The organism is Thermopolyspora sp. NPDC052614 (assembly GCF_040678635.1).
GTDB lineage: Bacteria > Actinomycetota > Actinomycetes > Streptosporangiales > Streptosporangiaceae > Thermopolyspora.
Window position 1 is genome coordinate 77,520 of sequence record NZ_JBFATZ010000026.1, and the last position, 25,220, is coordinate 102,739.

Below are 25,220 nucleotides of genomic sequence, written 5' to 3' on the forward strand. Positions count from 1 at the left end.
GGCGGGCCGTACGGCGGGCACGAGCTCTTACTTGGAGTAGAGCTCGACGATGAGCTGCTCCTGGATCTGCGTGTCGATCTGCTGACGCACCGGGAGCTGGTGCACGAGGATGCGCATCTTGTCCGGGACGACGCCCAGCCACGCCGGCACGATCTTGTCGCCGGCCTTGGCGCGGGCGACCTCGTACGGCATGAGGTTGCGCGACTTCTCCCGCACCTCGATGATGTCGTGCTCGCGCACGCGGTACGACGGGATGTTGACCTTCTTGCCGTTGACCAGGATGTGGCCGTGGCGCACCTGCTGGCGGGCGGCGTCCCGCGACTCGGCGAAGCCGGCGCGGTAGATCACGTTGTCGAGGCGGCTCTCCAGGATCTGGAGGAGGTTCTCACCGGTCTTGCCGGACTTGCGGTTCGCCTCTTCGTAGTAGTTGTGGAACTGACGCTCCAGCACGCCGTAAATCCGGCGGGTCTTCTGCTTCTCCCGGAGCTGGAGCTGGTACTCCGACTCCTTGGGACGGCCGCGACCGTGCTCACCCGGCGGGTACGGACGGATCTCGATGGGGCACTTGGCGGACTCGCACTTGCTGCCCTTGAGGAAGAGCTTGGTCTTCTCGCGGCGGCAGAGCTTGCAGTCCGCACCGGTGTAACGGGCCATATCTGTCTATCTCCTGCTCAGACGCGGCGACGCTTGGGCGGACGGCAGCCGTTGTGCGGCACGGGGGTGACGTCCTGGATCGAGCCGACCTCCAGGCCGGTGGCCTGAAGGGAGCGGATCGCGGTCTCGCGGCCGGAGCCGGGGCCCTTGACGAAGACGTCGACCTTGCGCATGCCGTGCTCCATGGCGCGGCGGGCGGCGTTCTCGGCGGCCATCTGCGCGGCGAACGGGGTGGACTTGCGGGAGCCCTTGAACCCGACGTGGCCGGCGCTGGCCCAGGAGATCACGTTCCCCTGCGGGTCGGTGATCGAGACGATCGTGTTGTTGAACGTGCTCTTGATGTGGGCGTGCCCGTGAGCGACGTTCTTCTTCTCCTTGCGGCGCACCTTCTTGGGCGCGCCCTGGCGGCTCTTCGGAGGCATGTGGGCCTAACTCCTGAGGTGGTCGGTCCTGCTGCGTGGACTACTTCTTGCCGGGCTTCTTCTTGCCGGCCACGGTCTTCTTCTTGCCCTTGCGGGTGCGCGCGTTGGTCTGCGTGCGCTGACCGTGCACCGGAAGGCCCCGGCGGTGCCGGATGCCCTGGTAGCACTGAATCTCGATCTTGCGCCGGATGTCGGCCTGAACCTCGCGGCGGAGGTCACCCTCGATCTTGAAGTTGGCCTCGATGTAGTCGCGCAGCGGCACCAGCTCGGCGTCCGTGAGCTGGTGGACCCGAAGGTCGCCGCTGATGCCGGTGGCCTGCAGGATCTCCAGGGAGCGGCTGCGGCCGATGCCGTAAATGTAGGTGAGAGCGATCTCCAGCCGCTTGTCGCGGGGGAGGTCGACGCCAACCAGGCGAGCCATGGCGGGCATTCTCCTTCGGTGTGGCGGAGGTCTTACGCGGCACGACCCCTCCCCATGCCCCGGGGTGAGGGCCCCGGCCTCCGACCGGGGGTCTCCCGCGTGGTACGTGCGAGCCGCCGCCCGAGGCGGGCCTCGGGGCGGGCGATTCACCGCCTGCGCGGGTGTGACGCGTGATTACGTGGGGCGTCGCGGGCCGGTCCCCCGGCACCGGACGGGGCGACTAGCCCTGGCGCTGCTTGTGGCGCAGGTTGTCGCAGATCACCATGACGCGACCGTGCCGGCGAATCACCTTGCACTTGTCGCAGATCTTCTTGACGCTCGGCTTGACCTTCATAGTCCCTTGTCCGGGCTTCACTTGTATCGGTAGACGATCCGCCCGCGACTCAGGTCGTAGGGGCTCAGTTCGACGACAACCCGGTCGTCAGGAAGGATCCGGATGTAGTGCATCCGCATCCTGCCGCTGATGTGGGCCAGGACCTTGTGCCCGTTGTCGAGCTGCACCCGGAACATCGCGTTCGGGAGCGACTCGACCACAGTGCCCTCGATCTCGATGGCGCCGTCCTTCTTGGGCATGTCCCTCGCGTTTCACTGATCGATCGTCTGAGGTGGTTCGGATCACTACGCAGCCGCGACCACCCGCGCGTACGTGAGAGCGGCGGCCTGCTGGGGCCGCCGACGCGCAATGGTCATAGTGAGCCGACAAAGAAGTTTACGGCAACCGGCGGCGAAAAGCGAAACGCACGCCGGGCGGTAGGACACAACCCGATAACACGGTACCTCAGCACGCGCCCTCTGGACAGGCGTCCGGACGCGAAAAGGCCCGCCGGCGATGTCGCCGGCGGGCCCTCGAAGCCTGACCCCCCAGGTCGCTATCCCCCCTAAGGGTCACGCGGCTACCACAGCCGCCGGTAGCTGCTGAAGTCGTCGCCGAAGTTGCGGCCCTCGGAGACGCCCACCCAGAAGTGCCGGGCCTTGAAGAACTTGTTCTCGTAGTGGAACTTGCCGAAGGTCTTGAAGCGCTTGAAGTGGAAGCGACCGAACCGGTCCTCGTACTTGATCCAGAGGTAGCTGTACTCACGGTCGAAGTCCCGGTCGAACAGGTCGCCGAAGACGTAGTACCAGCCGTCCTTCTTGTACCAGTAGCCCTCGAAGAGGGAGCGCCTGCCCTTGTCGAAGCCCGAGTAGAACTTGAAGAAGTGCTTGGGCCCCGCCTGGACGGCGACCTTCGCGGCCGGGGCCGCGGCCGAGGCGGCCGAGGCGGCCACCGGAGAGGTGACGGCGCCGGCGACCAGAGCGCCCGCGATCAGGCCGCCCGCGACGAGGTTACGGATCTTACGCACGGTGTCCTCCTGTAGCGATGGGTTCCGTGCCGGACAAGTTTCGGATCTTTTCCGGTGCTGCTCTTGTCCGGACACCCATCACGGTAGGAAGATCCCGGCTTGCGTTCTGCGCACGATTGCACAGATAGGCCCGAGGGTGTACTACGACACATTCGCGGGACTTCTCGCCCGCGTCAGCGTTTCTCGCCCCTGTCCCGGAAGATGGTGTTGAGCAGCAGGATGATGCCCCACGGGCCGGTCACCCAGATGGGCCACGGATAGACGGAGCCGTCGCTCGACAGGGTGACCGCGAAGTAGACCATCCAGTTGATCGTGACGACCGTCGCCCACGCCGCCCAGTGCGCCCGCAGGTCGGTTTTCTTTGTCACCGCGGGCGTCTTCGCCGGCTGCGCGGACCGCGCGGGCAGGTTGTGCAGGTCGGTGTCCGGCAGGTCGGCCGTGAGCCGGGCCAGCTCGCCGTAGGTCTTGCTCGTGTAGAGCAGTTCCAGTCGCTCGTTGAACTCCTCGACGGTGAGCCGACCCTGAGCCATGTGTTCGCGCAGCGCCTCAGCCACCCGGTCCCGGTCGCCGTCAGAGGCCCGCATCTCCGGGGTCGTCATCGCCACCACTCTCTGCCTGCGTCCGCGCCTGCTGCGACTTCTGCGTCGATTGCTCTATCAATGTGGCCAAACGCGCCTTGCCCCCGTCCAACGCGGTCAGCACCCAAGGTCCATTATGTGTCACGGCGACGCTGTGTTCGAAGTGCGCGCTGGCCTTTCCGTCGAGCGTGACCACGGTCCAGTCGTCGGCGAGCACCCGGGTGCGGTCGGTGCCGAGGTTGACCATGGGCTCGATCGCGAAGCACATGCCCGGCTCGAAGCGCGGTCCCCTGCCGGGGCGGCCGTGGTTGGCCACCCAGGGGTCCATGTGCATGGCCGTGCCGATGCCGTGCCCGCCGTACTCCTGGGGAATGCCGTAGCGGCCCTGGGAGCGCACGTAGCGCTCGACCTCGTAGCCGATGTCGGACAGGTGCCGGCCCACCGTCAGCGCGGCGATGCCGCGCCACATGGCCTCCTCGGTCACCCGCATCAGCTCGGTCAGCTGCGGCTCCACCTCGCCCACCGGCACGGTGACCGCGGCGTCGCCGTGCCAGCCGTCCAGGATCGCGCCGCAGTCGATGGAGATCACGTCGCCCTCGCGCAGCGCCCGCCGGTCGGTGGGGATGCCGTGTACGACCTCGTGGTTCACCGAGGCGCAGATCGTGGCCGGGAATCCCTGGTAGCCCTTGAAGGAGGGGATCGCGCCCTCGTCCCTGATGGCCTTCTCCGCGATCGCGTCGAGGTCCGCCGGGGTGATGCCCGGCTCCACGCTGCGCTTCAGCAGTTCGAGCGTCCTGCCGACCACGAGCCCGGCGGCCCGCATCTTCTCCAGTTGCTCGGGCGTCTTGATCTGAATTCCGTGCTTGTTCCTTTTGAACACGTACGCACCCCCTGGAGGAGACTAACGGCGAACAGGAAAGCCCGATTCCTCCGATTCTCCCCCAAGGTGCGCCTCGGGTTGCGACTCGCGCTCAGTCGACAAAGCGCCGCAGAGCCGCCATCGCCCGCTGAGTGACCTCCTCCACCGGCCCCGCCGCGTCCACCCCGATGAGGATCTGCTCGTCGGCGTAGAAGGAGACCAGCGGAGCGGTCTGCTCCTGGTAGACCTCCAGGCGGTGGCGGATGGTGTCCTCGCGGTCGTCGTCGCGCTGGAACAGCTCGCCCCCGCACGCGTCGCAGACGCCCTCGCGGGACGGCGGGTCGAAGTCGATATGCCACACCTTGCCGCACGACCGGCAGGTGCGCCGACCGGCGAGGCGGCGGACGACCTCCTCGTCGTCGACGACGAGTTCGAGCACGACATCGAGCGACAGGCCCCAGTCCGCGAGCATCTTCTTGAGGATCTCGGCCTGGGGAACGTTTCGGGGAAACCCGTCGAGGAGGAATCCCCCCTGGGTGTCGTCCTCGGAAAGCCGGTCCCGGACCATGGCGACGGTGACCTCGTCGGGCACGAGGTCACCCCGGTCCATGTACTCCTTGGCGAGCTTGCCGAGGGGCGTGCCACCGGAGACGTTGGCACGGAAGATGTCACCTGTCGAGATTTTCGGGATCGACAGGTGCGATGCGATGAACTGGGCCTGCGTCCCCTTACCCGCTCCGGGGGGCCCGACCAGGACGACGCGCACTACTTCAGGAAGCCCTCGTAATTGCGCTGCTGCAGCTGGCTCTCAATTTGCTTCACGGTGTCCAGACCCACACCAACCATGATCAGAATGCTCGTGCCTCCGAACGGGAAGTTGACCAGCGTCGACTGGTCGCCGGTTCCGAGCATCGCGAACGCGATGATCGGAATCAACGACAGCACCCCCAGGTAGATCGAGCCGGGCGCCGTGAGACGCGACAGCACGAACTGGAGGTACTCGGCAGTCGGCCGACCCGGGCGGATGCCTGGGATGAACCCACCGTACTTCTTCATGTTGTCGGCCACTTCAACGGGGTTGAAGGTAATGCCCACATAGAAGTACGTGAAGGCGACGATCAGCAGGAAGTACGTGACGATGTAGGGCGGCTCGCTGCCCCGGGCGAAGTTCTGCGCCAGCCACTCGATGACCGGATGGGGGTCGGTGGAGTTGCCGAACAGCGTCACGAACAGTTGCGGCAGGTAGAGCAGCGACGAAGCGAAGATGACCGGGATGATGCCGGCCTGGTTGACCTTGAGCGGGATGTAGGTCGACGTCCCGCCGTACATCCGGCGGCCCACCATGCGCTTGGCGTACTGCACCGGGATCCGGCGCTGGGCCTGCTCGACGAAGACCACGGCGGCGATGAGGAACACGCCGACGACCATGATGATGATGAACGCCGGCCGCGACACCCGCCAGATGTTGATCAGGTACGACGGGAACACCGCGATGATCTGCGTGAAGATCAGAATGGACATGCCGTTGCCGACGCCGCGGTCGGTGATCAGCTCGCCCAGCCACATGATCACGCTGGTGCCCGCGGTCATCGTGACCACCATGGTCACGATGGTGAAGACATCCTGGTTGACGAGGATGGGAAGCCGGCAGTTGGGGAACAGCTGCCCCCCGCGCGCGAGGGCCACGAAGGCGGTCGACTGGAGCACGGCCAGACCGATGGTGAGATAACGCGTGTATTGCGTGATCTTCGCGTTACCGGCCTGTCCCTCCTTCTTCAACGCCTCCAGCCGCGGAATCACCACGGTGAGCAACTGCAGAATGATGCTCGCGGTGATATACGGCATGATGCCGAGCGCGAAGACCGCGAGCTTCAGCAAGGCGCCGCCGCTGAAGAGCTGCACCATCCCGTAGATGTTGCCGGCATCGCCGGCCTGCGCGTCCTCCAGACACTTGGTGACATTCGCGGTGTGCACCCCGGGGCTCGGCAGCACCGAACCAAGCCGGAACAGCGCGATGATGGCAAGCGTGAATAGCAGCTTCTTGCGCAGGTCGGGCGTTTTGAACGCCCGGGCTATCGCGGTAATCACGGTCCCTCCTGCGCGCCTGTGCGGCGGTATCGGTCAGCGATGGTGCGGATGCCCATCAATATCTCTTCGGTAAGCGAACGGCGCTCTGTCGACGCGTGCTGTCCAGCGAACTCTAACGCACTACGAGCGCGGGAGCTCCCAACGAGCTCCCGCGCCACGTAAGAGCGTAGGGCCACCCGGAATCGAACCTAGAGTTCGGTCACCGAGCCGCCGGCGGCCACGATCTTCTCCTTGGCGCTGGCGGAGAAGGCGTCCGCCCGCACGTTCAACGCCACGGAGAGGTCACCGGTTCCCAGCACCTTCACGGGCTGGTTCTTGCGCACGGCACCCTTGGCGACCAGCGCCTCGACGGTGACGTCGCCACCCTCGGGGAACAGCTCGCCGAGCTTGTCCAGGTTGACGACCTGGTAGGTCGTCTTGAACAGCGCGTTGGAGAAGCCCTTGAGCTTCGGCAGCCGCCGCTGGAGCGGCATCTGACCGCCCTCGAACCCGGCGTGGACCTGCTTGCGGGCCTTGGTGCCCTTGGTACCACGACCGGCGGTCTTGCCCTTGGACGCCTCGCCACGACCCTTGCGGATCTTCGGCTTGTTGGCGCCGGGGGCCGGCCGCAGGTCGTGGATGCGCAGCGGAGCGTTCTCCGGCATTGCTAGTCCACCTCCTCCACGGTCACCAGGTGCGACACCACGGAGACCATGCCACGGATCTCGGGCCGGTCCTCCTTGATGACGACCTGACCGATGCGGCGGAGGCCCAGCGAACGCAGCGAGTCACGCTGGTTCTGCTTGCCCCCGATCTTCGAGCGAACCTGGGTGATCTTCAGGCGCGCCATGTCAGCTCACCGCCTTCGCCGCGGCGGCGGCCTCGGCGAGACCCTCCGCGCGCGCCCTCAGCATCGCCGCCGGGGCGACGTGCTCGATCGGCAGGCCACGGCGGGCGGCGATCTCCTCCGGACGGCTCAGGTCCTTCAGCGCGGCCACGGTGGCGTGCACGATGTTGATCGGGTTGTCCGAGCCGAGCGACTTGGACAGCACGTCGTGGATGCCGGCGCACTCCAGCACCGCGCGCACCGGGCCGCCCGCGATCACACCGGTACCGGCCGAGGCCGGGCGCAGCAGCACGACGCCGGCGGCGTCCTCGCCCTGCACGGTGTGCGGGATCGTGCCCTGGATGCGCGGCACGCGGAAGAAGTGCTTCTTGGCCTCCTCGACGCCCTTGGCGATCGCCGCGGGCACCTCCTTGGCCTTGCCGTACCCGACGCCGACCATGCCGTTGCCGTCGCCGACGACGACCAGGGCGGTGAAGCTGAAGCGCCGACCACCCTTCACGACCTTGGCCACTCGGTTGATCTTCACGACGCGCTCGATGTACGAGACGCCCTTGTCTGCGGCACCACCGCGGCGATCGTCGCGACGGTCCCGCCGCTCACCACCGCCGCCGGCACCGCGACGCGGAGCTGCAGCCATCAGTGGTTCCTCTTCTCGTTGTCAGTACGGGCGGGCATCATCTAGAACTCCAGCCCGCCCTCGCGGGCGCTGTCGGCCAGGGCCGCGATGCGACCGGCGTACCGGTTGCCGCCCCGGTCGAAGACGACCTTGTCGATGCCCGCGGCCTTGGCCCGCTGGGCCAGCAGCTCGCCGACCTTCTTGGCCTTGTCCGTCTTGGTGCCCTCGGCCTCGCGCAGCGACGGGTCCATCGTGGAGACGCTGAGCAGCGTGTGGCCCTGCGTGTCGTCCACGACCTGGACGAACATGTGGCGGGACGAGCGGTTCACGACCACCCGCGGGCGGGCGGGCGTGCCGAGGACCTTCTTGCGCACGCGGCGGTGCCGGCGGGCACGCGAGACGGCGCGAGCGGCCGTGTGCTTGCCAGTCTTGGTGAAGGCCATGACTACTTACCAGCCTTTCCGACCTTGCGGCGGACAGCCTCGCCCTGGTACCGCACGCCCTTGCCCTTGTACGGGTCGGGCTTGCGGATCTTGCGGATGTTGGCGGCCACCTCGCCGACCTTCTGCTTGTCGATGCCGTCCACGTGGAACAGGGTGGGCCGCTCGACGCGGAAGGTGACGCCCTCGGGGGCGTCCACGATCACGGGGTGGCTGAAGCCCAGCGAGAACTCCAGCTGCGTCGGGCCCTTGGCCTGGACGCGGTAACCGACGCCGACGATCTCCAGCGTCTTGGTGTAGCCCTGCGTCACGCCGGTCACCATGTTGGCGATCAGCGTGCGGGACAGGCCGTGCAGGGCACGGACCTTGTTCTCGTCGTTGGGCCGGGTGACGGTGATCGTGCCGTCCTCCCCGCGGGTGACGGTGATCGGCTCCGCAACCGTGTGCGAGAGCGTGCCCTTCGGGCCCTTGACCGTGACCGCCTGCCCGTCGATGGCGATGTCGACGCCGCTTGGTACGGGGATGGGCAGCCGTCCGATTCGCGACATGCTGAGATTCCTCCCCTCGTTACCAGACGTAGGCGAGGACTTCCCCGCCCACACCGCGCTTCTTGGCCTGCTTGTCGGTCATCAGGCCGCCGGACGTCGAAATGATCGCGACGCCCAGGCCGCCCAGCACCCGGGGCAGGTTGTCCTTCTTCGCGTAGACCCGCAGACCGGGCTTGGAAACCCGGCGCAGGCCCGAGATGGACCGCTCACGGCTCGGCCCGAACTTCAGCTCCACCACGAGGTTCTTCCCGACCTTGGCGTCCTCGACGGACCAGGTCTGGATGTAGCCCTCCTGCTGGAGGATCTCGGCGATGTGCGCCTTGATCTTTGAGTACGGCATCGTGACGGTGTCGTGATAAGCCGAGTTCGCGTTACGCAGACGCGTCAGCATGTCTGCGATCGGGTCGGTCATCGTCATGGCCGGTGGCCTTCCTCACCGCGGTTTCCCTCGCAAGGGACCTGCGGTGTTCTCCTGGTGTACAAATCCTCGGGCCGAGCCTCGGCTCGGCCTACCAGCTCGACTTGGTGATGCCGGGCAGCTCGCCGCGGTGCGCCATCTCACGGAAGCACACGCGGCACAGCCCGAACTTGCGGTAGACGGCACGCGGCCGCCCGCAGCGCGAGCAGCGGGTGTAGGCCCGGACGCCGAACTTCGGCTTGCGCGCCGCCTTGGCGATCAGGGACTTCTTCGCCATGATCAGATCTCCTCTTCTACGCTTCCTTGAAGGGGAAGCCGAGGTGCTTCAGCAGCGCCCGGCCAAGCTCGTCGTTGGTGGCCGACGTCACGACCGTGATGTCCATGCCCCGCTGCCGATCGACGCGGTCCTGGTCGACCTCGTGGAACATGACCTGCTCGGTCAGCCCGAAGGTGTAGTTGCCGTGGCCGTCGAACTGCTTGGGCGACAGGCCGCGGAAGTCACGGATCCGGGGCAGGGCCAGCGACAGCAGGCGGTCGAGGAACTCCCACATGCGGTCGCCGCGCAGCGTGACGTGCGCGCCGATCGGCATGCCCTCGCGCAGCTTGAACTGCGCGATGGACTTGCGGGCGCGGGCCACGGCCGGCTTCTGGCCGGTGATCGCGGTGAGGTCGCGGACGGCGCCCTCGATGAGCTTGGAGTCCCGGGCCGCCTCGCCGACGCCCATGTTGACCTTGACCTTGGTCACCGTGGGGATCTGCATGACGTTGGCGATGCCGAACTCGTCACGCAGCTTCTGCGCGATCTCCGCCCGGTAGCGCTGCTTGAGCCGGGGACCGTCGTATGCGGTCTCGGTAACGGTGGCGGTCATCAGCTTTCCTCACCCGATTCGTCGGCCTCGTCCTTCGAGGTCTTCTTCGCGGGCTTCTCGTCCTTCTTCGGCTCTTCCTTGAGCTTCTTGACGTTGCTCACGTGGATCGGAGCCTCCATGGTGCGCACGCCGCCCTCCTTGGCGCCGCGCGGACCCTGGTAGGACGCCTTCGAGTGCTTGGTGATCATGTTTACGCCCTCGACCACCACGCGCTCCTGCTGCGGGTAGGCGGCGATGATCCGCCCCTTGGCGCCCTTGTCCTTGCCGGAGATGACCTGGACGTAGTCACCCTTCTTCACATGCAGCTTCTTCTGCATCACAGCACCTCCGGAGCGAGCGAGATGATGCGCATGAACTTCTTCTCGCGCAGCTCGCGGCCGACCGGACCGAAGATACGCGTGCCCCGCGGATCGCCGCTGTCCTTGATGATGACGGCGGCGTTCTCGTCAAAACGGATGTAGGAGCCGTCGGGGCGGCGGCGCTCCTTGCTGGTGCGCACCACGACAGCCTTGACCACGTCACCCTTCTTGACACCGGCGCCGGGAAGTGCGTCCTTCACCGTCGCGACGATGACGTCGCCGATACCCGCGTAGCGCCGACCCGAGCCGCCGAGCACCCGGATGCACAAGATCTCCTTGGCACCCGTGTTGTCGGCGACCTTGAGTCGCGACTCCTGCTGGATCACGTCAACTCCCGTGTGTCACGCTGGTTCTCATCGCTGAGCCTGGCGGAACCGACTTTGTCTTTTCCCCCGTGCGGGGGTGGCGGGGCGCGTGCGCCCCGCCCCTGTCACTTGGCCTTTTCGAGGATCTCGACCACGCGCCACCGCTTGGTGGCCGACAGCGGACGCGTCTCCATCAGGAGCACGCGGTCGCCGATGCCGCAGTCGTTGTTCTCGTCGTGGGCCTTGTACTTCTTGGTACGGCGGATGACCTTGCCGTACAGCGGGTGCTTGACGCGGTCCTCGACGGAGACCACCACGGTCTTGTCCATCTTGTCGCTGACCACCAGGCCCTCACGGGTCTTGCGGTAGTTCCGCGTCTTCGCGCCGGTCGCGGCGCCCTCGGTCGCCTCGCTCACTCGCTCGCCTCCTTCTCGATCGTGATGATCCCAAGCTCGCGCTCGCGCATCACGGTGTAGATACGGGCGATCTCGCGGCGGACGGCACGCAGCCTGGCGTGGTTCTCCAACTGCCCGGTCGCCGACTGGAAGCGGAGGTTGAACAGCTCCTCCTTCGCCTCCTTCAGCTTCTGGACCAGCTCGTCTTGCTCCATCGGCCGCAGCTCGTCCGCGGTCAGGCCCTTGGCCATCAGGCTTCACCCACTTCCCGCTTAACGAAGCGGCACTTCATCGGCAGCTTGTGCATCGCGCGCCGCAGCGCCTCACGCGCCACCGGCTCCGCCACGCCCGCCAGCTCGAACATCACGCGGCCGGGCTTGACGTTGGCGATCCACCACTCCGGGGAGCCCTTACCGGAGCCCATGCGGGTCTCGGCCGGCTTCTTGGTCAGCGGACGGTCCGGGTAGATGTTGATCCAGACCTTTCCGCCACGGCGGATGTGGCGGGTCATGGCGATACGAGCGGCCTCGATCTGGCGGTTGGTCACGTACGCGTGCTCAAGCGCCTGGATGCCGTACTCGCCGAAGTTCACCTTCGTGCCGCCCTTGGCCACGCCGCTGCGGTCGGGCCGGTGCTGCTTGCGGTGCTTGACCCTACGCGGGATCAGCATGTCAGCTTCCCTCCCCCTGCTGTGCGGCCGGAGCCTCCGGAGCGGCCTGAGCGGCCTGCTCGGTCCTGGCCGGGCGGTCACCGCCGCGGCCACCACGACGCGGGCGCTCGCCGCCCCCGCCACGACGCGGCCGGTCGCCGCCACGGCGCTCGTCGCGCTCGCGACGCTGCCCGGCGCGGGCGCCCGCGGCGGCGGCCTCACGCTCGGCGCGGCTGCCGGCCTCGCCCTTGTAGATCCACACCTTCACGCCGATGCGGCCGAAGGTGGTGCGGGCCTCGTAGAAGCCGTAGTCGATGTCGGCGCGGAGCGTGTGCAGCGGCACCCGGCCCTCGCGGTAGAACTCCGACCGCGACATCTCGGCGCCGCCCAGGCGGCCCGAGCACTGCACCCGGATGCCCTTGGCGCCGCTCTTCATCGCCGACTGCATCGCCTTGCGCATGGCGCGGCGGAACGAGACGCGGCTGGACAGCTGCTCGGCCACGCCCTGCGCGACGAGCTGGGCGTCCACCTCGGGGTTCTTCACCTCGAGGATGTTGAGCTGGACCTGCTTCTTGGTCAGCTTCTCCAGATCGCCACGGATGCGGTCCGCCTCGGCGCCACGACGACCGATCACGATGCCGGGCCGCGCGGTGTGAATGTCCACCTGCACGCGGTCGGTGGTGCGCTCGATCTCGACCTTGGAGATGCCGGCCCGCTCCATGCCGCGCTGCAGCATGCGACGGATCGCGACGTCCTCGGCCACGTACGACTTGTACAGCTTGTCGGCGTACCACCGGCTCTTGAAGTCGGTGGTGATGCCGAGGCGGAACCCGTGCGGGTTAACCTTCTGGCCCACTATCGGGTCCTTCCTCTCGGCTTGCCACGGCCCGCGTTGCCCTCGGGCCGGGACTCGACGATCACGGTGATGTGGCTCGTCCGCTTGTTGATCCGATAGGCACGGCCCTGTGCGCGGGGACGGAACCGCTTCAGCGTCGGCCCCTCGTCCACCCACGCGCGACTGACGACCAGCGTCTCGCGGTCGAGCTTGAAGTTGTGCTCCGCGTTCGCCATCGCGCTCGCCAGCACCTTGTAGACGGTCTCGCTCGCCGCCTGCGGGGCGAACTGCAGCACGGCCTGCGCCTCCGAGGCGGGCAGCCCGCGAATGAGGTCCACCACGCGGCGGGCCTTCCGGGGCGTGACGCGGGCGAACCGCGCCTGGGCCCTGGCTTCCATCGCATTCTCCTCGTTAAGTGGCGTTACCGCCGGCTGCGCCGGTCTTCCTTGACGTGGCTGCGGAAGGTCCGCGTGGGGGCGAACTCTCCGAGCTTGTGACCGATCATCGACTCGGTGATGAACACGGGGACGTGCTTGCGGCCGTCGTGCACGGCGATCGTGTGACCGATCATGTCCGGCACGATCATGGAACGCCGCGACCACGTCTTGATGACGTTCTTGGTGCCCTTCTCGTTCTGCGACTCCACCTTCTTCATCAGGTGGTCGTCCACGAAGGGACCCTTCTTAAGGCTACGTGGCATCTCGGCTGCTCCTACCGCTTCTTCCTCTTGCTCCGACGACGGATGATCAGCCGGTCGCTCGGCTTGTTCGCCTTGCGGGTACGTCCCTCGGGCTTGCCCTTGGGGTTCACCGGGTGGCGACCACCGGAGGTCTTGCCCTCACCACCACCGTGCGGGTGGTCGACGGGGTTCATCGCGACACCGCGGACGGTCGGGCGCTTGCCCTTCCACCGCATACGTCCGGCCTTGCCCCAGTTGATGTTTGACTGCTCGGCGTTGCCGACCTGGCCGACCGTGGCCCGGCAGCGCACGTCCACCATGCGCATCTCACCGGACGGCATACGCAGCGTGGCGTACAGGCCCTCCTTGGCGAGCAGCTGGATCTGCGCGCCGGCCGAGCGCCCGAGCTTGGCGCCGCCGCCCGGCTTCAACTCCACCGCGTGGATGAAGGTACCGGTCGGAATGTTGCGCAGCGGCAGGCAGTTGCCCGGCTTGATGTCGGCCCCGGGGCCGTTCTCGATCCGGTCGCCCTGCTTGACCCCCGTCGGCGCGAGGATGTAGCGCTTCTCGCCGTCCGCGTAGTGCAGCAACGCGATGCGGGAGGTGCGGTTCGGGTCGTACTCGATGTGCGCGACCTTCGCCGGGATCCCGTCCTTGTCGTGCCTGCGGAAGTCGATGATCCGGTACGCGCGCTTGTGACCGCCGCCCTGGTGGCGGGCGGTCACCCTGCCGTGCACGTTCCGGCCGCCCTTGCTGTGCAGCGGGGCGAGCAGCGACTTCTCCGGCCGGCTGCGGGTGATCTCGGCGAAGTCCGAGACGCTCGCCCCGCGACGACCGGGCGTCGTCGGCTTGTATTTACGGATGCCCATCTTTTTCGTTCATCCCTGTCTCATTGCGACGCTGCGCGTCGCGGCGAGGGCGCTGGAACCCGCTGTCTTCCCTCCTCTCTCCGGAGCCCTTCGGGGCGGGGAGAGCGGCGGGCGGATTCAGCAGCCTTGCGGTGGTGTGCGGTATGCCTTAGCCGATCGGACCGAAGATGTCGATCCGGTCGCCCTCGGCGAGGCTGACGATCGCGCGCTTGGTGTCGGGGCGCTTGCCCTCACCGCGGCGGGTGCGCTTGCGCTTGCCCTGGCGGTTGATGGTGTTCACGCCCTTGACCTTGACGCCGAAGATCTGCTCGATGGCGATCTTCACCTGCGTCTTGTTCGCGTCCTTCTGCACCAGGAAGGTGTACTTGTTGTGCTCGTCGATCAGGCCGTAGCTCTTCTCGGAGACCACCGGCTTGATGATGATGTCACGCGGGTCGGTGATCTTGTCCATCACTCGTCTTCCTTCCCGCCGTCACCCAGCCGGGCCACGACCTTGTCGTAGGCCGCCCGAGTGAAGACCACGTCCTCGTGGCACAGCACGTCGTAGGTGTTGAGCTGGCCGGCGTCCAGCAGGTGCACCTCGGGCACGTTGCGCAGGCTCAGCCAGGTGAGGCTGTCGCCCTCGTCCACCACGACCAGGACGGTCCTGGCCTGGGTGATCCGGCGCAGCGCCGCCAGCGCCTCCTTGGTCTTGGGCGTCTCGCCGGTGATGAGCTCGCTCACCACGTGGACGCGCCCGCCGCTCGCCCGGTCCGACAGCGCGCCGCGCAGCGCGGCGGCCTTCATCTTCCGGGGGGTGCGCTGCGAGTAGTCCCGCGGCACCGGGCCGTGGACGGTGCCACCGCCGGTGAACTGCGGCGCCCGGGTGGAGCCCTGGCGGGCCCGGCCGGTGCCCTTCTGGCGGTACGGCTTCTTGCCGCCGCCGCGGACCTCGCCACGGGTCTTGGTCTTGTGCGTGCCCTGCCGCTTGGCGGCGAGCTGCGCGACCACGACCTGGTGGATCAGCGGGATGTTCACCTTCGCGGCGAAGACCTTCTCCGGCAGTTCCACCGTGCCGGTCGTGGCGCCGCTGGCGTCGCGGACGTCGATCGTCGTCGTCACTTGGCCACGGCTCCCTTCTTGGCGGCGGTACGGATGAGGACCAGGCTCCCGTTGGGGCCGGGGATGGCGCCCTTGACCAGGATGAGCCCCTTCTCCGCGTCGACCGCGTGCACCTTGAGGTTCTGCACGGTCGTGCGGACGTTGCCCATGCGGCCGGCCATGCGCAGGCCCTTGAAGACGCGGCCCGGGGTGGCGCAGCCGCCGATGGAGCCCGGCGAGCGGTGCTTGCGCTGGGTACCGTGCGAGGCGCCCAGACCGCGGAAGTTGTGCCGCTTCATGACGCCGGCGTAGCCCTTGCCCTTGCTCTTGCCGGTGACGTCGACGAACTGGCCGGCCTCGAAGGTGTCGGCGAGGACCTCCTGGCCGATCTGGTACTCGGAGGCGTCGTCGGTGCGGATCTCGGCGAAGTAGCGGCGCGGGGTGATGTCGTGCTTGCGCAGGTAGTCCCCGAGCGGCTTGTTCACCTTGCGCGGATCCACCTGCCCATAGCCGAGCTGGATGGCGGAGTAGCCGTCGCGCTCGGGAGTGCGGACGCGGGTCACCACGCACGGACCGGCCTCGACGACGGTGACCGGGACGATCCGGTTACTCTCGTCGAAGACCTGGGTCATGCCGAGCTTCTTGCCCAGGACGCCCTTGATCTGCTTAGCCATGTCAGTGCGTTCCCTCAGAGCTTGATCGAGATGTCGACGCCCGCGGGCAGGTCGAGCCTCATAAGCGAGTCGACCGTCTTCGGCGTCGGGTCGATGATGTCAATCAGCCGCTTGTGCGTACGCATCTCGAAGTGCTCGCGGCTGTCCTTGTACTTGTGCGGCGAGCGAATGACGCAGTACACGTTCTTCTCGGTCGGCAGCGGCACCGGGCCCGCGACCTTCGCTCCGGTCCGCGTCACCGTCTCAACGATCTTCTTGGCCGAGCTGTCGATGACCTCGTGGTCATAGGCCTTAAGCCGGATGCGGATCTTCTGTCCCGCCATAGTGGCCTCGGTGTCCTTCGCTGTCGTCCTATGGAAGCTTCATGCGGTCGGATTGCCGCGAGTGTTGAGTCGTCCCATGGAGAGGCGGTCGGCCCCGGGGAGGGGCCGACCGCCGCCCCGCGGTCGAGCTACTTGATGATCTTGGTTACGTTACCGGCGCCGACGGTGCGGCCACCCTCGCGGATCGCGAACTTGAGGCCCTCCTCCATCGCGATCGGCTGGATGAGCTCCACCCGCATCTCGGTGTTGTCGCCCGGCATGACCATCTCGGTGCCCTCGGGGAGGTGCACCACGCCGGTGACGTCCGTGGTACGGAAGTAGAACTGCGGCCGGTAGTTGTTGAAGAACGGCGTGTGGCGGCCGCCCTCGTCCTTGGCCAGGATGTAGACCTGGGCCTCGAACTCGGTGTGCGGGGTGGTCGTGCCCGGCTTGATGACGCACTGACCGCGCTCGACCTCCTCACGCTTGATGCCGCGCAGCAGCAGACCGACGTTGTCGCCGGCGCGGCCCTCGTCGAGGAGCTTGCGGAACATCTCGACGCCGGTGACGGTCGTCGTGGTGCTCTTCTCCTTGATGCCGATGATGTCGACGGTCTCGTTGACCTTGACGACACCGCGCTCGATGCGGCCGGTCACCACGGTGCCGCGACCGGTGATCGAGAACACGTCCTCGATCGGCATGAGGAACGGCTTGTCGACGTCGCGGGTCGGCTCCGGCACGTTCTCGTCGACCGCGTTCATCAGCTCGATGATCGAGTCGGCCCACTTGGGGTCGCCCTCGAGCGCCTTCAGCGCCGAGACGCGGACGACCGGCACGTCGTCGCCCGGGAACTCCTGGGCGGAGAGCAGCTCACGGACCTCGAGCTCGACGAGCTCCATGATCTCCTCGTCGTCGACCATGTCCGCCTTGTTCAGGGCCACGACGATGTACGGCACGCCGACCTGGCGGGCCAGCAGCACGTGCTCCTTGGTCTGCGGCATCGGGCCGTCGGTGGCGGCGACCACCAGGATCGCGCCGTCCATCTGGGCGGCACCGGTGATCATGTTCTTCACGTAGTCGGCGTGCCCGGGGCAGTCGACGTGCGCGTAGTGCCGCTTCTCGGTCTGGTACTCGACGTGGGCGATGGAGATGGTGATGCCGCGGGCCTTCTCCTCCGGCGCCTTGTCGATCTTGTCGAACGGGGTCGCCTCGTTCAACTCAGGGTAACGCTCGTGGAGCACCTTGGTGATCGCCGCGGTCAGAGTGGTCTTGCCGTGGTCGATGTGCCCAATGGTGCCGATGTTCACGTGCGGCTTAGTCCGCTCGAACTTGGCCTTGGCCACTGGTCTGTCTCCTTAGAGATTCTGACTTTGACTTGCGCTGGTTACTCGGGCCCGTGACTACTCGCCGCGGGCCTTCGCGACGATCTCCTTGGCGATGCCTTCGGGCACCTCCGCGTAGGAGTCGAACTGCATGCTGTAGACCGCCCGGCCCTGGGTCTTGCTCCGCAGATCACCCACGTACCCGAACATCTCTGACAGCGGGACCAAAGCGCGAATCACCTTCGCCCCGGTCCGGTCCTCCATTTGCTGGATCTGTCCCCGGCGGCCGTTGAGGTCGCCGATGACGTCGCCCATGTAGTCCTCGGGCGTGGTGACCTCGACGGACATCACGGGCTCCAGCAGCACGGCGTTCGCCTTGCGCGCGGCCTCCTTGAAGGCCATCGATCCGGCGATCTTGAACGCCATCTCGGACGAGTCGACCTCGTGGTAGGCCCCGTCCTGCAGCGTCACCTTCACGCCGACCATGGGATAGCCGGCCAGTACGCCGAACTCGGCGGCCTCCTGCGCGCCCGCGTCCACCGACGGGATGTACTCCCGGGGGATGCGACCACCAGTGACCTTGTTCTCGAACTCGTAGCCGTCGTTGCCCTCGCCCAGCGGCTCCAGGTCGATGATGACCCGCGCGAACTGACCGGAACCACCGGTCTGCTTCTTGTGGGTGTACTCGACCTTCTCCACCTTGCGGCGGATGGTCTCGCGGTAGGCGACCTGGGGGCGGCCGACGTTGGCCTCGACCTTGAACTCGCGGCGCATGCGGTCGACCAGGATCTCCAGGTGGAGCTCGCCCATGCCCCAGATGACCGTCTGGCCGGTGTCCTCGTCGCGGCGCACCTGGAAGGACGGGTCCTCCTCGGCCAGCCGCTGGATCGCGGTCGACAGCTTCTCCTGGTCGCCCTTGGTCTTGGGCTCGATGGCGACGTTGATGACCGGCGCCGGGAAGGTCATCGACTCCAGCACGACCGGTTTGGCCGGGTCGGCAAGGGTGTCGCCGGTGGTGGTGTCCTTCAGACCCATCACGGCCACGATCTGACCGGCGGACGCCGACGCGCGCTCCTCGCGCTTGTTGGCGTGCATCTGGTAGATCTTGCCGATCCGCTCCTTCTTGCCCTTGACCGAGTTCACCACCTGGGTGCCGGCCTCAAGGGTGCCCGAGTAGATGCGGATGTAGGTGAGCCGGCCGAGGTGCTGGTCACTCATGATCTTGAAGGCCAGCGCGGCGAACGGCTCCTTGGGGTCCGCGTGCCGCTCGATGATCTCGTCCTCGTTGCCGACCGCGTGGCCCTTGAAGGCCGGGATGTCGGTCGGGGCCGGAAGGTAGGCGACGATCGCGTCGAGCAGGGGCTGCACGCCCTTGTTCTTGAACGCGGTGCCGCACAGCACCGGAGTGACGGCGCTGGCGATGGTGGCCCGGCGGATCGCCGCGACGAGCTGCTCCTCGGTGGGCTCGACGCCCTCCAGGTAGAGCTCCATGGTCTCGTCGTCGTTCTCGGCGATCGTCTCGATGAGGCGCTCACGCCATTCGCGGGCGGCCTCGAGGTGGTCGGCGTCGATGTCGACCACGTCGTACATCTCGCCCTTGGCCGCCTCGGCGTTCCACACCAGGGACTTCATCTTCACCAGGTCGATGACGCCCCGGAAGTCGGCCTCGACCCCCAGCGGCAGCTGGATCACCAGCGGGGTGGCGCCCAGCCGGGACACGATCATGTCGACACAGCGGTGGAACTCCGCGCCGACCCGGTCCATCTTGTTGACGAAGCAGATGCGAGGCACGCCGTAGCGGTCGGCCTGGCGCCACACCGTCTCGGACTGCGGCTCGACGCCGGCCACGGCGTCGAACACGGCGACGGCACCGTCGAGGACGCGCAGCGAGCGCTCGACCTCGATGGTGAAGTCGACGTGGCCGGGGGTGTCGATGATGTTGATCGTGTGGTTGAGCCAGGTGCAGGTGGTGGCGGCGGAGGTGATGGTGATGCCGCGCTCCTGCTCCTGCTCCATCCAGTCCATGGTGGCGGCGCCCTCATGGACTTCACCGATCTTGTAGTTGATGCCGGTGTAGAACAGGATGCGCTCAGTCGTCGTGGTCTTGCCCGCGTCGATATGAGCCATGATCCCGATGTTCCGGACCTTGGCCAGGTCAAGAGCGGTCACTGTGGCCACTTCTCGCGTCCTCGTCTCGTTGTTTTCGCCGGGCCGGCGGGGGTCACCCCGCCGTTCCGGTTGGCGCTACCAGCGGTAGTGGGCGAAGGCCTTGTTGGACTCGGCCATCTTGTGGGTGTCCTCGCGCCGCTTGACGCTGGCGCCGAGGCCGTTGCTCGCGTCGAGCAGCTCGTTCATCAGCCGCTCGGTCATGGTCTTCTCACGGCGGGCCCGGGAGTACTGCACGAGCCAGCGCAGCGCCAGGGTGGTGCTGCGGGCCGCGCGGACCTCGACCGGGACCTGGTAGGTGGCGCCGCCGACCCGGCGGCTGCGCACCTCAAGGGTGGGCTTGACGTTGTCGAGGGCCCGCTTGAGGGTGACCACCGGGTCGTTGCCGGTCTTCTCCCTGCAGCCCTCGAGGGCGTTGTACACGATGGTCTGCGCGAGTGAGCGCTTGCCGTTCAGCAGCACCTTGTTGATCAACGCGGTGACCAACGGCGAGCTGTACACCGGGTCCGCGACCAACTGACGGCGACCTGCGGGGCCTTTCCGCGGCATGTCAGCTCTTCTCCTTCTTCGCGCCGTAACGGCTACGGGCCTGCTTGCGGTTGCGGACGCCCTGGGTGTCCAGCGAACCGCGGATGATCTTGTAGCGAACACCCGGCAGGTCCTTCACACGACCGCCACGCACCAGCACGATCGAGTGCTCCTGGAGGTTGTGACCGACACCGGGGATGTAGGCCGTGACCTCGATGCCGTTGGTGAGCCGCACACGCGCGACCTTGCGGAGCGCGGAGTTCGGCTTCTTGGGGGTCGTGGTGTAGACGCGCGTGCAGACGCCGCGTCGCTGGGGGCTCCCCTCGAGCGCCGGGGTCTTGGTCTTACTGACCTTGTCCTGGCGGCCCTTGCGGACCAGCTGCTGAATCGTGGGCACCGCGTCTCCGTTCGTGCATTGGCCGGTAGTTCGTTTTTCGTGCTTTCGCAGGTGCTGCCGGTGTCATGACCTGCTGGTTTCCGACCCCCTCCGACCCCCGCGCTCGGGCGTGTCGCGGCAGTTGCCACGCCAAACCCGGCCGAGCCGGTCGAGTGGAGGAGGGACACACGGTGCTCGCCGGCCCTTAGACCGCGTCGAGCGCACGCATGCGAGCCCATGAACTCACGGGCACGAAGGAAAAGCCTACCCAGGCCTTCGCATCGCGTCAAAACGACGGCATCCCAGGGATTCCGCCGTGCTGTGGTTCACCGCCGGGCCCCTGAATCCACTCACCGGGCACCGACCGCTATTGGGCTCAGATCAAGTGTAGCGGCACGCGGAGAGTCCCTCATGCATTCCCGCGCAACCCCCCGGCGACCAAATGGCGACATCCCGGTAACGACGGTCGCGGCCGCTGCCTCCCACATCGGTAACGGGCGGGTGAAAACCGAGGCGCCCGGCCCTCGGGCGAGGACCGGGCGCTCGGCGCGGATCAGATGGTGCGGATCAGCGGTCGTGCGGATCAGCGGTTGTACTGACCGAAGTCGTACTCCTCCAGCGGCACGGCCTCGCCGCTGCCGGAGCCGAAGGTGTAGTCGGTCGCGGAGCCGTCGTAGCCGCCGACGGTGTACATCGCCGCCTTGGCCTCCTCGGTCGGCTCGACCCGGATGTTGCGGTACTGCGGCATGCCGGTACCGGCCGGGATGAGCTTACCGATGATGACGTTCTCCTTCAGGCCGAGCAGGGAGTCGGACTTGGCGTGGATCGCCGCGTCGGTGAGCACCCGGGTCGTCTCCTGGAAGGAGGCCGCCGACAGCCACGACTCGGTGGCCAGCGAGGCCTTGGTGATGCCCATGAGGACCGGACGGCCGGCGGCGGGGGTGCCGCCCTCGGCCACGACCTCGCGGTTGGTGCGCTCGAACCGGGGACGCTCGACCAGCTCGCCGGGGAGCAGCTCGGTGTCGCCGGACTCCAGCACGTTCACGCGCTTGAGCATCTGCCGCACGATGATCTCGATGTGCTTGTCGTGGATCGACACACCCTGCGACCGGTAGACCTTCTGGACCTCGGCGACCACGTGCAGCTGCACCGCACGCGGGCCGAGGATGCGCAGCACCTCGTTGGGGTTGACGGCGCCGGCGATGAGCTGCTGGCCCACCTCGACGTGCTCGCCCTCCGAGACCAGCAGGCGCGCCCGCATCGACACCGGGTAGGAGATCTCGTCGGAGCCGTCGTCCGGCACGATCACGATCTTCCGGGTCTTGTCGGTCTCGTCGATCCGGACCCGGCCGTTCGCCTCGCTGATCGGGGCCACGCCCTTGGGGATGCGGGCCTCGAACAGCTCGGTGACACGGGGCAGACCGTGGGTGATGTCGGCGCCCGCCACACCACCGGTGTGGAAGGTCCGCATCGTCAGCTGGGTGCCGGGCTCGCCGATCGACTGGGCGGCGATGATGCCGACCGCCTCGCCGACGTCCACGAGCTTGCCGGTGGCGAGCGAACGGCCGTAGCAGACCGCGCAGACACCGATCTTCGCCTCGCAGACCAGCGCGCTGCGGGTCCGCACCTTCTCCACGCCGGCCTCGACCAGCGCGGTGACGACGGCGTCGTTGATGTCCGTGCCCGCGGCGGCGATGATCTTGCCGTCCACCTCGACGTCCTCGGCCAGGATGCGGCCGTGCACGTTGCTCTCGGCGTTCTCGGCCTTGACCAGGTTGCCCGCGTGGTCGCGCTCGGCGACGGCGAGCGGGACGGCGCGGTCGGTGCCGCAGTCCACCTCGCGGACGATGACGTCCTGCGCGACGTCCACCAGACGCCGGGTGAGGTATCCGGAGTCGGCGGTGCGCAGCGCGGTGTCCGCCAGACCCTTGCGCTGACCGTGCGTGGAGACGAAGTACTCCAGCACCGACAGGCCCTCGCGGAAGGAGGACTTGATCGGCCGCGGGATCGTCTCACCCTTGGTGTTGGAGACCAGGCCGCGGATGCCGGCGATCTGCCGGACCTGCATGAGGTTGCCTCGCGCACCGGACTGGACCATCATCCAGACCGGGTTGTTGCGCGGGAACGCCTTCTGCATGTCCTCGGTGACGTCGCTGGTGGCGTGCGTCCAGATCTCGATGAGCTCCTGACGGCGCTCGTCGTCGGTGATCAGGCCGCGCTCGTACTCGCGCTGGACCTTGTCGGCCCGCCGCTCGTACGCCTCCATGATCTCGCCCTTGTTCGGCGGGGCCACGACGTCCTCGATCGCGATGGTGACGCCGGCGCGGGTGGCCCAGTGGAAGCCGGCGTCCTTGAGCGCGTCGAGCGCAGCCGCCAGCTCGACCTTCGGGTACTTCTCCGCCAGCTCGTTCACGATCGACGAGAGCTGCTTCTTGCCGACCTGGTAGTTGACGAAGACGTAGTCCTTGGGCAGCGTCTCGTTGAACAGGCAGCGGCCCAGGGTGGTCTCCAGCCGGATCGGGTCGCCCGGCTCCCAGCCGTCGGGGGCCTTCCAGCCCCGCGGCGGGACGGTGTCCCGCAGCCGGACGTGGATCTTGGCCTGCATGTCCAGCTCGTGCCGGTCGTACGCCATGAGGGCCTCGGCCACCGAGCCGAAGACCCGGCCCTCGCCGAGCGCGCCGTCCTCCTGCGTGGTCAGCCAGTACAGACCGATGATCATGTCCTGGGTGGGCATGGTCACCGGCTTGCCGTCGGCCGGCTTGAGGATGTTGTTGGTGGACAACATCAGGATGCGGGCCTCGGCCTGCGCCTCCGCCGACAGCGGCAGGTGCACCGCCATCTGGTCGCCGTCGAAGTCCGCGTTGAACGCGGTGCAGACCAGCGGGTGGATCTGGATGGCCTTGCCCTCGACGAGCTGCGGCTCGAAGGCCTGGATGCCCAGCCGGTGCAGGGTGGGCGCGCGGTTGAGCAGCACCGGGTGCTCGGTGATGACCTCTTCCAGCACGTCCCACACGACCGGGCGGGCACGCTCGACCATGCGCTTGGCCGACTTGATGTTCTGCGCGTGGTTCAGGTCGACCAGGCGCTTCATCACGAACGGCTTGAACAGCTCGAGCGCCATCTGCTTGGGCAGGCCGCACTGGTGCAGCTTGAGCTGCGGGCCGACGACGATGACCGAACGGCCGGAGTAGTCGACGCGCTTGCCGAGCAGGTTCTGGCGGAACCGGCCCTGCTTGCCCTTGAGCATGTCCGACAGCGACTTCAGCGGGCGGTTGCCCGGCCCGGTGACCGGGCGGCCGCGACGGCCGTTGTCGAACAGCGCGTCGACGGCCTCCTGCAGCATGCGCTTCTCGTTGTTGACGATGATCTCGGGCGCGCCCAGGTCGAGCAGCCTCTTGAGCCGGTTGTTCCGGTTGATCACCCGGCGGTAGAGGTCGTTCAGGTCCGAGGTCGCGAACCGGCCACCGTCAAGCTGCACCATCGGGCGCAGGTCCGGCGGGATGACCGGGATGCAGTCCAGGACCATGCCCATCGGCGAGTTCCTGGTGTTCAGGAACGCCGCCACGACCTTGAGCCGCTTGAGCGCGCGGGCCTTCTTCTGGCCCTTGCCGCTGCGGATGATCTCGCGCAGGCTCTCGGCCTCGGCCTCCAGGTCGAAGGTGGACAGCCGCTCCTGGATCGCCTGGGCGCCCATGCCGCCGCGGAAGTAGCGGCCGAAGCGGTCGCGCATCTCGCGGTAGAGCAGCTCGTCGCCCTCCAGGTCCTGGACCTTGAGGTTCTTGAACCGGGTCCAGACCTCCTCCAGCCGGTCCAGCTCGCGCTGGGCCCGGTCGCGGATCTGGCGCATCTCGCGGTCGGCGCCCTCGCGCACCTTGCGGCGCTGGTCGCCCTTGGCCCCGGCGGCCTCCAACTCGGCCAGGTCGGCCTCGAGCTTCTTCTGCCGGGCCTCGATGTCGGCGTCGCGCCGCTGCTCGATGTGCTGCCGCTCGACGGAGATCTTCGCCTCCAGCGAGGGCAGGTCACGCTCGCGCATCTCGGTGTCGACATGCGTGATCATGTACGCCGCGAAGTAGATGACCTTCTCCAGGTCCTTCGGGGCGAGGTCGAGCAGGTAGCCCAGCCGGGACGGCACGCCCTTGAAGTACCAGATGTGCGTGACCGGCGCGGCCAGCTCGATGTGGCCCATGCGCTCGCGGCGCACCTTGGCCCGGGTCACCTCGACGCCGCAGCGCTCACAGATGATGCCCTTGAACCGGACGCGCTTGTACTTGCCGCAGTAGCACTCCCAGTCCCGGGTCGGACCGAAGATCTTCTCGCAGAAGAGCCCGTCCTTCTCCGGCTTGAGGGTGCGGTAGTTGATGGTCTCCGGCTTCTTCACCTCGCCGTGGGACCACTGACGGATATCGTCGGCCGTCGCCAGGCCGATGCGAAGCTCGTCGAAGAAGTTGACGTCGAGCACTCTTTATCCCCTCAGCTTCCAGATCAGACTTCGTCGACGCTCATCGCACCTTCGTTGGGACGTCGAGCCAGGTCGATGCCGAGCTCCTCCGCGGCGCGGAAGACGTCCTCGTCGGTGTCGCGCATCTCGATCGACATGCCGTC

Annotated in this window: 36 protein-coding genes; all 36 read right to left on the reverse strand. The window is 67.3% G+C overall.

Annotated features, from left to right (window positions below):
• Window positions 1-27 precede the first annotated feature (27 nt).
• Window positions 28-654: a 30S ribosomal protein S4 gene (rpsD, locus tag AB0K60_RS34270; protein WP_364064838.1), complete on the reverse strand. Its 627-nt coding sequence runs from the start codon at window positions 652-654 to the stop codon at window positions 28-30.
• Between the two features lie 17 nt (window positions 655-671).
• A complete protein-coding gene (rpsK, locus tag AB0K60_RS34275; protein ID WP_185056251.1) occupies window positions 672-1,076 on the reverse strand; it encodes a 30S ribosomal protein S11 in 405 nt (134 codons plus the stop codon).
• A gap of 40 nt (window positions 1,077-1,116) precedes the next feature.
• Window positions 1,117-1,497, reverse strand: coding sequence for a 30S ribosomal protein S13 (gene rpsM / locus AB0K60_RS34280; protein ID WP_364064842.1), 381 nt, complete (start codon window positions 1,495-1,497; stop codon window positions 1,117-1,119).
• Window positions 1,498-1,717: 220 nt separating this feature from the next.
• The gene (rpmJ, locus tag AB0K60_RS34285; protein WP_003956441.1) at window positions 1,718-1,831 is read right to left on the reverse strand and encodes a 50S ribosomal protein L36; all 114 of its coding nucleotides are present in this window, start codon (window positions 1,829-1,831) and stop codon (window positions 1,718-1,720) included.
• Window positions 1,832-1,848: 17 nt separating this feature from the next.
• The gene (infA, locus tag AB0K60_RS34290) at window positions 1,849-2,070 is read right to left on the reverse strand and encodes a translation initiation factor IF-1 (protein ID WP_093171747.1); all 222 of its coding nucleotides are present in this window, start codon (window positions 2,068-2,070) and stop codon (window positions 1,849-1,851) included.
• Between the two features lie 320 nt (window positions 2,071-2,390).
• The gene (locus AB0K60_RS34295) at window positions 2,391-2,837 is read right to left on the reverse strand and encodes a hypothetical protein (protein ID WP_364064845.1); all 447 of its coding nucleotides are present in this window, start codon (window positions 2,835-2,837) and stop codon (window positions 2,391-2,393) included.
• A gap of 173 nt (window positions 2,838-3,010) precedes the next feature.
• A complete protein-coding gene (locus AB0K60_RS34300) occupies window positions 3,011-3,436 on the reverse strand; it encodes a DUF1707 domain-containing protein (protein WP_364064847.1) in 426 nt (141 codons plus the stop codon).
• Window positions 3,408-4,295: a type I methionyl aminopeptidase gene (map, locus tag AB0K60_RS34305; protein ID WP_364064850.1), complete on the reverse strand. Its 888-nt coding sequence runs from the start codon at window positions 4,293-4,295 to the stop codon at window positions 3,408-3,410. The genes AB0K60_RS34300 and map overlap by 29 nt, the downstream gene beginning before the upstream one ends.
• Before the next feature lie 91 nt (window positions 4,296-4,386).
• Window positions 4,387-5,040, reverse strand: coding sequence for an adenylate kinase (locus tag AB0K60_RS34310; RefSeq protein ID WP_364064852.1), 654 nt, complete (start codon window positions 5,038-5,040; stop codon window positions 4,387-4,389).
• Window positions 5,040-6,362, reverse strand: coding sequence for a preprotein translocase subunit SecY (gene secY, locus AB0K60_RS34315; RefSeq protein WP_364064854.1), 1,323 nt, complete (start codon window positions 6,360-6,362; stop codon window positions 5,040-5,042). The genes AB0K60_RS34310 and secY overlap by 1 nt, the downstream gene beginning before the upstream one ends.
• Before the next feature lie 188 nt (window positions 6,363-6,550).
• The gene (rplO, locus tag AB0K60_RS34320; protein ID WP_364064857.1) at window positions 6,551-7,006 is read right to left on the reverse strand and encodes a 50S ribosomal protein L15; all 456 of its coding nucleotides are present in this window, start codon (window positions 7,004-7,006) and stop codon (window positions 6,551-6,553) included.
• A gap of 2 nt (window positions 7,007-7,008) precedes the next feature.
• Window positions 7,009-7,191: a 50S ribosomal protein L30 gene (rpmD, locus tag AB0K60_RS34325; RefSeq protein ID WP_364064859.1), complete on the reverse strand. Its 183-nt coding sequence runs from the start codon at window positions 7,189-7,191 to the stop codon at window positions 7,009-7,011.
• Between the two features lies 1 nt (window position 7,192).
• Window positions 7,193-7,825 carry a 30S ribosomal protein S5 gene (gene rpsE / locus AB0K60_RS34330; protein WP_364064861.1) on the reverse strand — a complete coding sequence of 211 codons (633 nt, stop codon included), beginning with the start codon at window positions 7,823-7,825 and terminating at the stop codon, window positions 7,193-7,195.
• 41 nt (window positions 7,826-7,866) lie between these two features.
• Entirely contained in the window at window positions 7,867-8,247 is a 381-nt protein-coding gene (gene rplR, locus AB0K60_RS34335; RefSeq protein WP_364064864.1) for a 50S ribosomal protein L18, read from the reverse strand.
• Window positions 8,248-8,249: 2 nt separating this feature from the next.
• Window positions 8,250-8,792 (reverse strand): 50S ribosomal protein L6, encoded by a 543-nt coding sequence (gene rplF, locus AB0K60_RS34340; RefSeq protein WP_364064867.1) that lies wholly within the window; start codon window positions 8,790-8,792, stop codon window positions 8,250-8,252.
• Between the two features lie 19 nt (window positions 8,793-8,811).
• On the reverse strand, window positions 8,812-9,210 hold the full coding sequence (gene rpsH, locus AB0K60_RS34345) for a 30S ribosomal protein S8 (protein ID WP_364064869.1): 399 nt from the start codon (window positions 9,208-9,210) through the stop codon (window positions 8,812-8,814).
• 91 nt (window positions 9,211-9,301) lie between these two features.
• Window positions 9,302-9,487, reverse strand: a complete 186-nt coding sequence (locus tag AB0K60_RS34350; RefSeq protein WP_184978978.1) for a type Z 30S ribosomal protein S14 — start codon at window positions 9,485-9,487, stop codon at window positions 9,302-9,304.
• A 16-nt stretch (window positions 9,488-9,503) separates the two neighbouring features.
• The gene (rplE, locus tag AB0K60_RS34355; RefSeq protein ID WP_364064872.1) at window positions 9,504-10,079 is read right to left on the reverse strand and encodes a 50S ribosomal protein L5; all 576 of its coding nucleotides are present in this window, start codon (window positions 10,077-10,079) and stop codon (window positions 9,504-9,506) included.
• Window positions 10,079-10,384, reverse strand: a complete 306-nt coding sequence (rplX, locus tag AB0K60_RS34360) for a 50S ribosomal protein L24 (protein ID WP_364064932.1) — start codon at window positions 10,382-10,384, stop codon at window positions 10,079-10,081. Before rplX ends, rplE begins: the two co-directional genes overlap by 1 nt.
• An 11-nt stretch (window positions 10,385-10,395) precedes the next feature.
• The gene (gene rplN / locus AB0K60_RS34365; RefSeq protein WP_364064875.1) at window positions 10,396-10,764 is read right to left on the reverse strand and encodes a 50S ribosomal protein L14; all 369 of its coding nucleotides are present in this window, start codon (window positions 10,762-10,764) and stop codon (window positions 10,396-10,398) included.
• A gap of 104 nt (window positions 10,765-10,868) precedes the next feature.
• Window positions 10,869-11,159: a 30S ribosomal protein S17 gene (gene rpsQ / locus AB0K60_RS34370; RefSeq protein WP_364064878.1), complete on the reverse strand. Its 291-nt coding sequence runs from the start codon at window positions 11,157-11,159 to the stop codon at window positions 10,869-10,871.
• Complete coding sequence (gene rpmC, locus AB0K60_RS34375; protein ID WP_364064881.1) at window positions 11,156-11,389, reverse strand: 50S ribosomal protein L29; 234 nt, start codon at window positions 11,387-11,389, stop codon at window positions 11,156-11,158. Before rpmC ends, rpsQ begins: the two co-directional genes overlap by 4 nt.
• Window positions 11,389-11,808, reverse strand: coding sequence for a 50S ribosomal protein L16 (gene rplP / locus AB0K60_RS34380; protein WP_364064884.1), 420 nt, complete (start codon window positions 11,806-11,808; stop codon window positions 11,389-11,391). The genes rpmC and rplP overlap by 1 nt, the downstream gene beginning before the upstream one ends.
• Window position 11,809: 1 nt before the next feature.
• Window positions 11,810-12,643, reverse strand: coding sequence for a 30S ribosomal protein S3 (gene rpsC, locus AB0K60_RS34385; protein ID WP_364064887.1), 834 nt, complete (start codon window positions 12,641-12,643; stop codon window positions 11,810-11,812).
• Window positions 12,643-13,020, reverse strand: a complete 378-nt coding sequence (gene rplV / locus AB0K60_RS34390; RefSeq protein ID WP_364064890.1) for a 50S ribosomal protein L22 — start codon at window positions 13,018-13,020, stop codon at window positions 12,643-12,645. The genes rpsC and rplV overlap by 1 nt, the downstream gene beginning before the upstream one ends.
• A gap of 23 nt (window positions 13,021-13,043) precedes the next feature.
• Complete coding sequence (rpsS, locus tag AB0K60_RS34395; protein WP_364064893.1) at window positions 13,044-13,322, reverse strand: 30S ribosomal protein S19; 279 nt, start codon at window positions 13,320-13,322, stop codon at window positions 13,044-13,046.
• Between the two features lie 11 nt (window positions 13,323-13,333).
• A complete protein-coding gene (rplB, locus tag AB0K60_RS34400) occupies window positions 13,334-14,170 on the reverse strand; it encodes a 50S ribosomal protein L2 (protein ID WP_364064895.1) in 837 nt (278 codons plus the stop codon).
• Window positions 14,171-14,318: 148 nt separating this feature from the next.
• The gene (rplW, locus tag AB0K60_RS34405; RefSeq protein WP_364064898.1) at window positions 14,319-14,621 is read right to left on the reverse strand and encodes a 50S ribosomal protein L23; all 303 of its coding nucleotides are present in this window, start codon (window positions 14,619-14,621) and stop codon (window positions 14,319-14,321) included.
• The gene (rplD, locus tag AB0K60_RS34410) at window positions 14,621-15,271 is read right to left on the reverse strand and encodes a 50S ribosomal protein L4 (RefSeq protein WP_364064901.1); all 651 of its coding nucleotides are present in this window, start codon (window positions 15,269-15,271) and stop codon (window positions 14,621-14,623) included. Before rplD ends, rplW begins: the two co-directional genes overlap by 1 nt.
• Window positions 15,268-15,924 carry a 50S ribosomal protein L3 gene (rplC, locus tag AB0K60_RS34415; protein WP_364064904.1) on the reverse strand — a complete coding sequence of 219 codons (657 nt, stop codon included), beginning with the start codon at window positions 15,922-15,924 and terminating at the stop codon, window positions 15,268-15,270. Before rplC ends, rplD begins: the two co-directional genes overlap by 4 nt.
• A gap of 14 nt (window positions 15,925-15,938) precedes the next feature.
• A complete protein-coding gene (gene rpsJ, locus AB0K60_RS34420) occupies window positions 15,939-16,247 on the reverse strand; it encodes a 30S ribosomal protein S10 (protein ID WP_012887830.1) in 309 nt (102 codons plus the stop codon).
• A 128-nt stretch (window positions 16,248-16,375) separates the two neighbouring features.
• Entirely contained in the window at window positions 16,376-17,569 is a 1,194-nt protein-coding gene (gene tuf, locus AB0K60_RS34425) for an elongation factor Tu (protein ID WP_364064907.1), read from the reverse strand.
• Window positions 17,570-17,626: 57 nt separating this feature from the next.
• On the reverse strand, window positions 17,627-19,726 hold the full coding sequence (fusA, locus tag AB0K60_RS34430; RefSeq protein ID WP_364064910.1) for an elongation factor G: 2,100 nt from the start codon (window positions 19,724-19,726) through the stop codon (window positions 17,627-17,629).
• A 66-nt stretch (window positions 19,727-19,792) separates the two neighbouring features.
• Window positions 19,793-20,263 (reverse strand): 30S ribosomal protein S7, encoded by a 471-nt coding sequence (gene rpsG / locus AB0K60_RS34435; protein ID WP_364064913.1) that lies wholly within the window; start codon window positions 20,261-20,263, stop codon window positions 19,793-19,795.
• A gap of 1 nt (window position 20,264) precedes the next feature.
• On the reverse strand, window positions 20,265-20,639 hold the full coding sequence (gene rpsL, locus AB0K60_RS34440; protein ID WP_364064916.1) for a 30S ribosomal protein S12: 375 nt from the start codon (window positions 20,637-20,639) through the stop codon (window positions 20,265-20,267).
• A gap of 562 nt (window positions 20,640-21,201) precedes the next feature.
• On the reverse strand, window positions 21,202-25,077 hold the full coding sequence (locus AB0K60_RS34445; RefSeq protein WP_364064919.1) for a DNA-directed RNA polymerase subunit beta': 3,876 nt from the start codon (window positions 25,075-25,077) through the stop codon (window positions 21,202-21,204).
• Window positions 25,078-25,220: the final 143 nt, after the last annotated feature.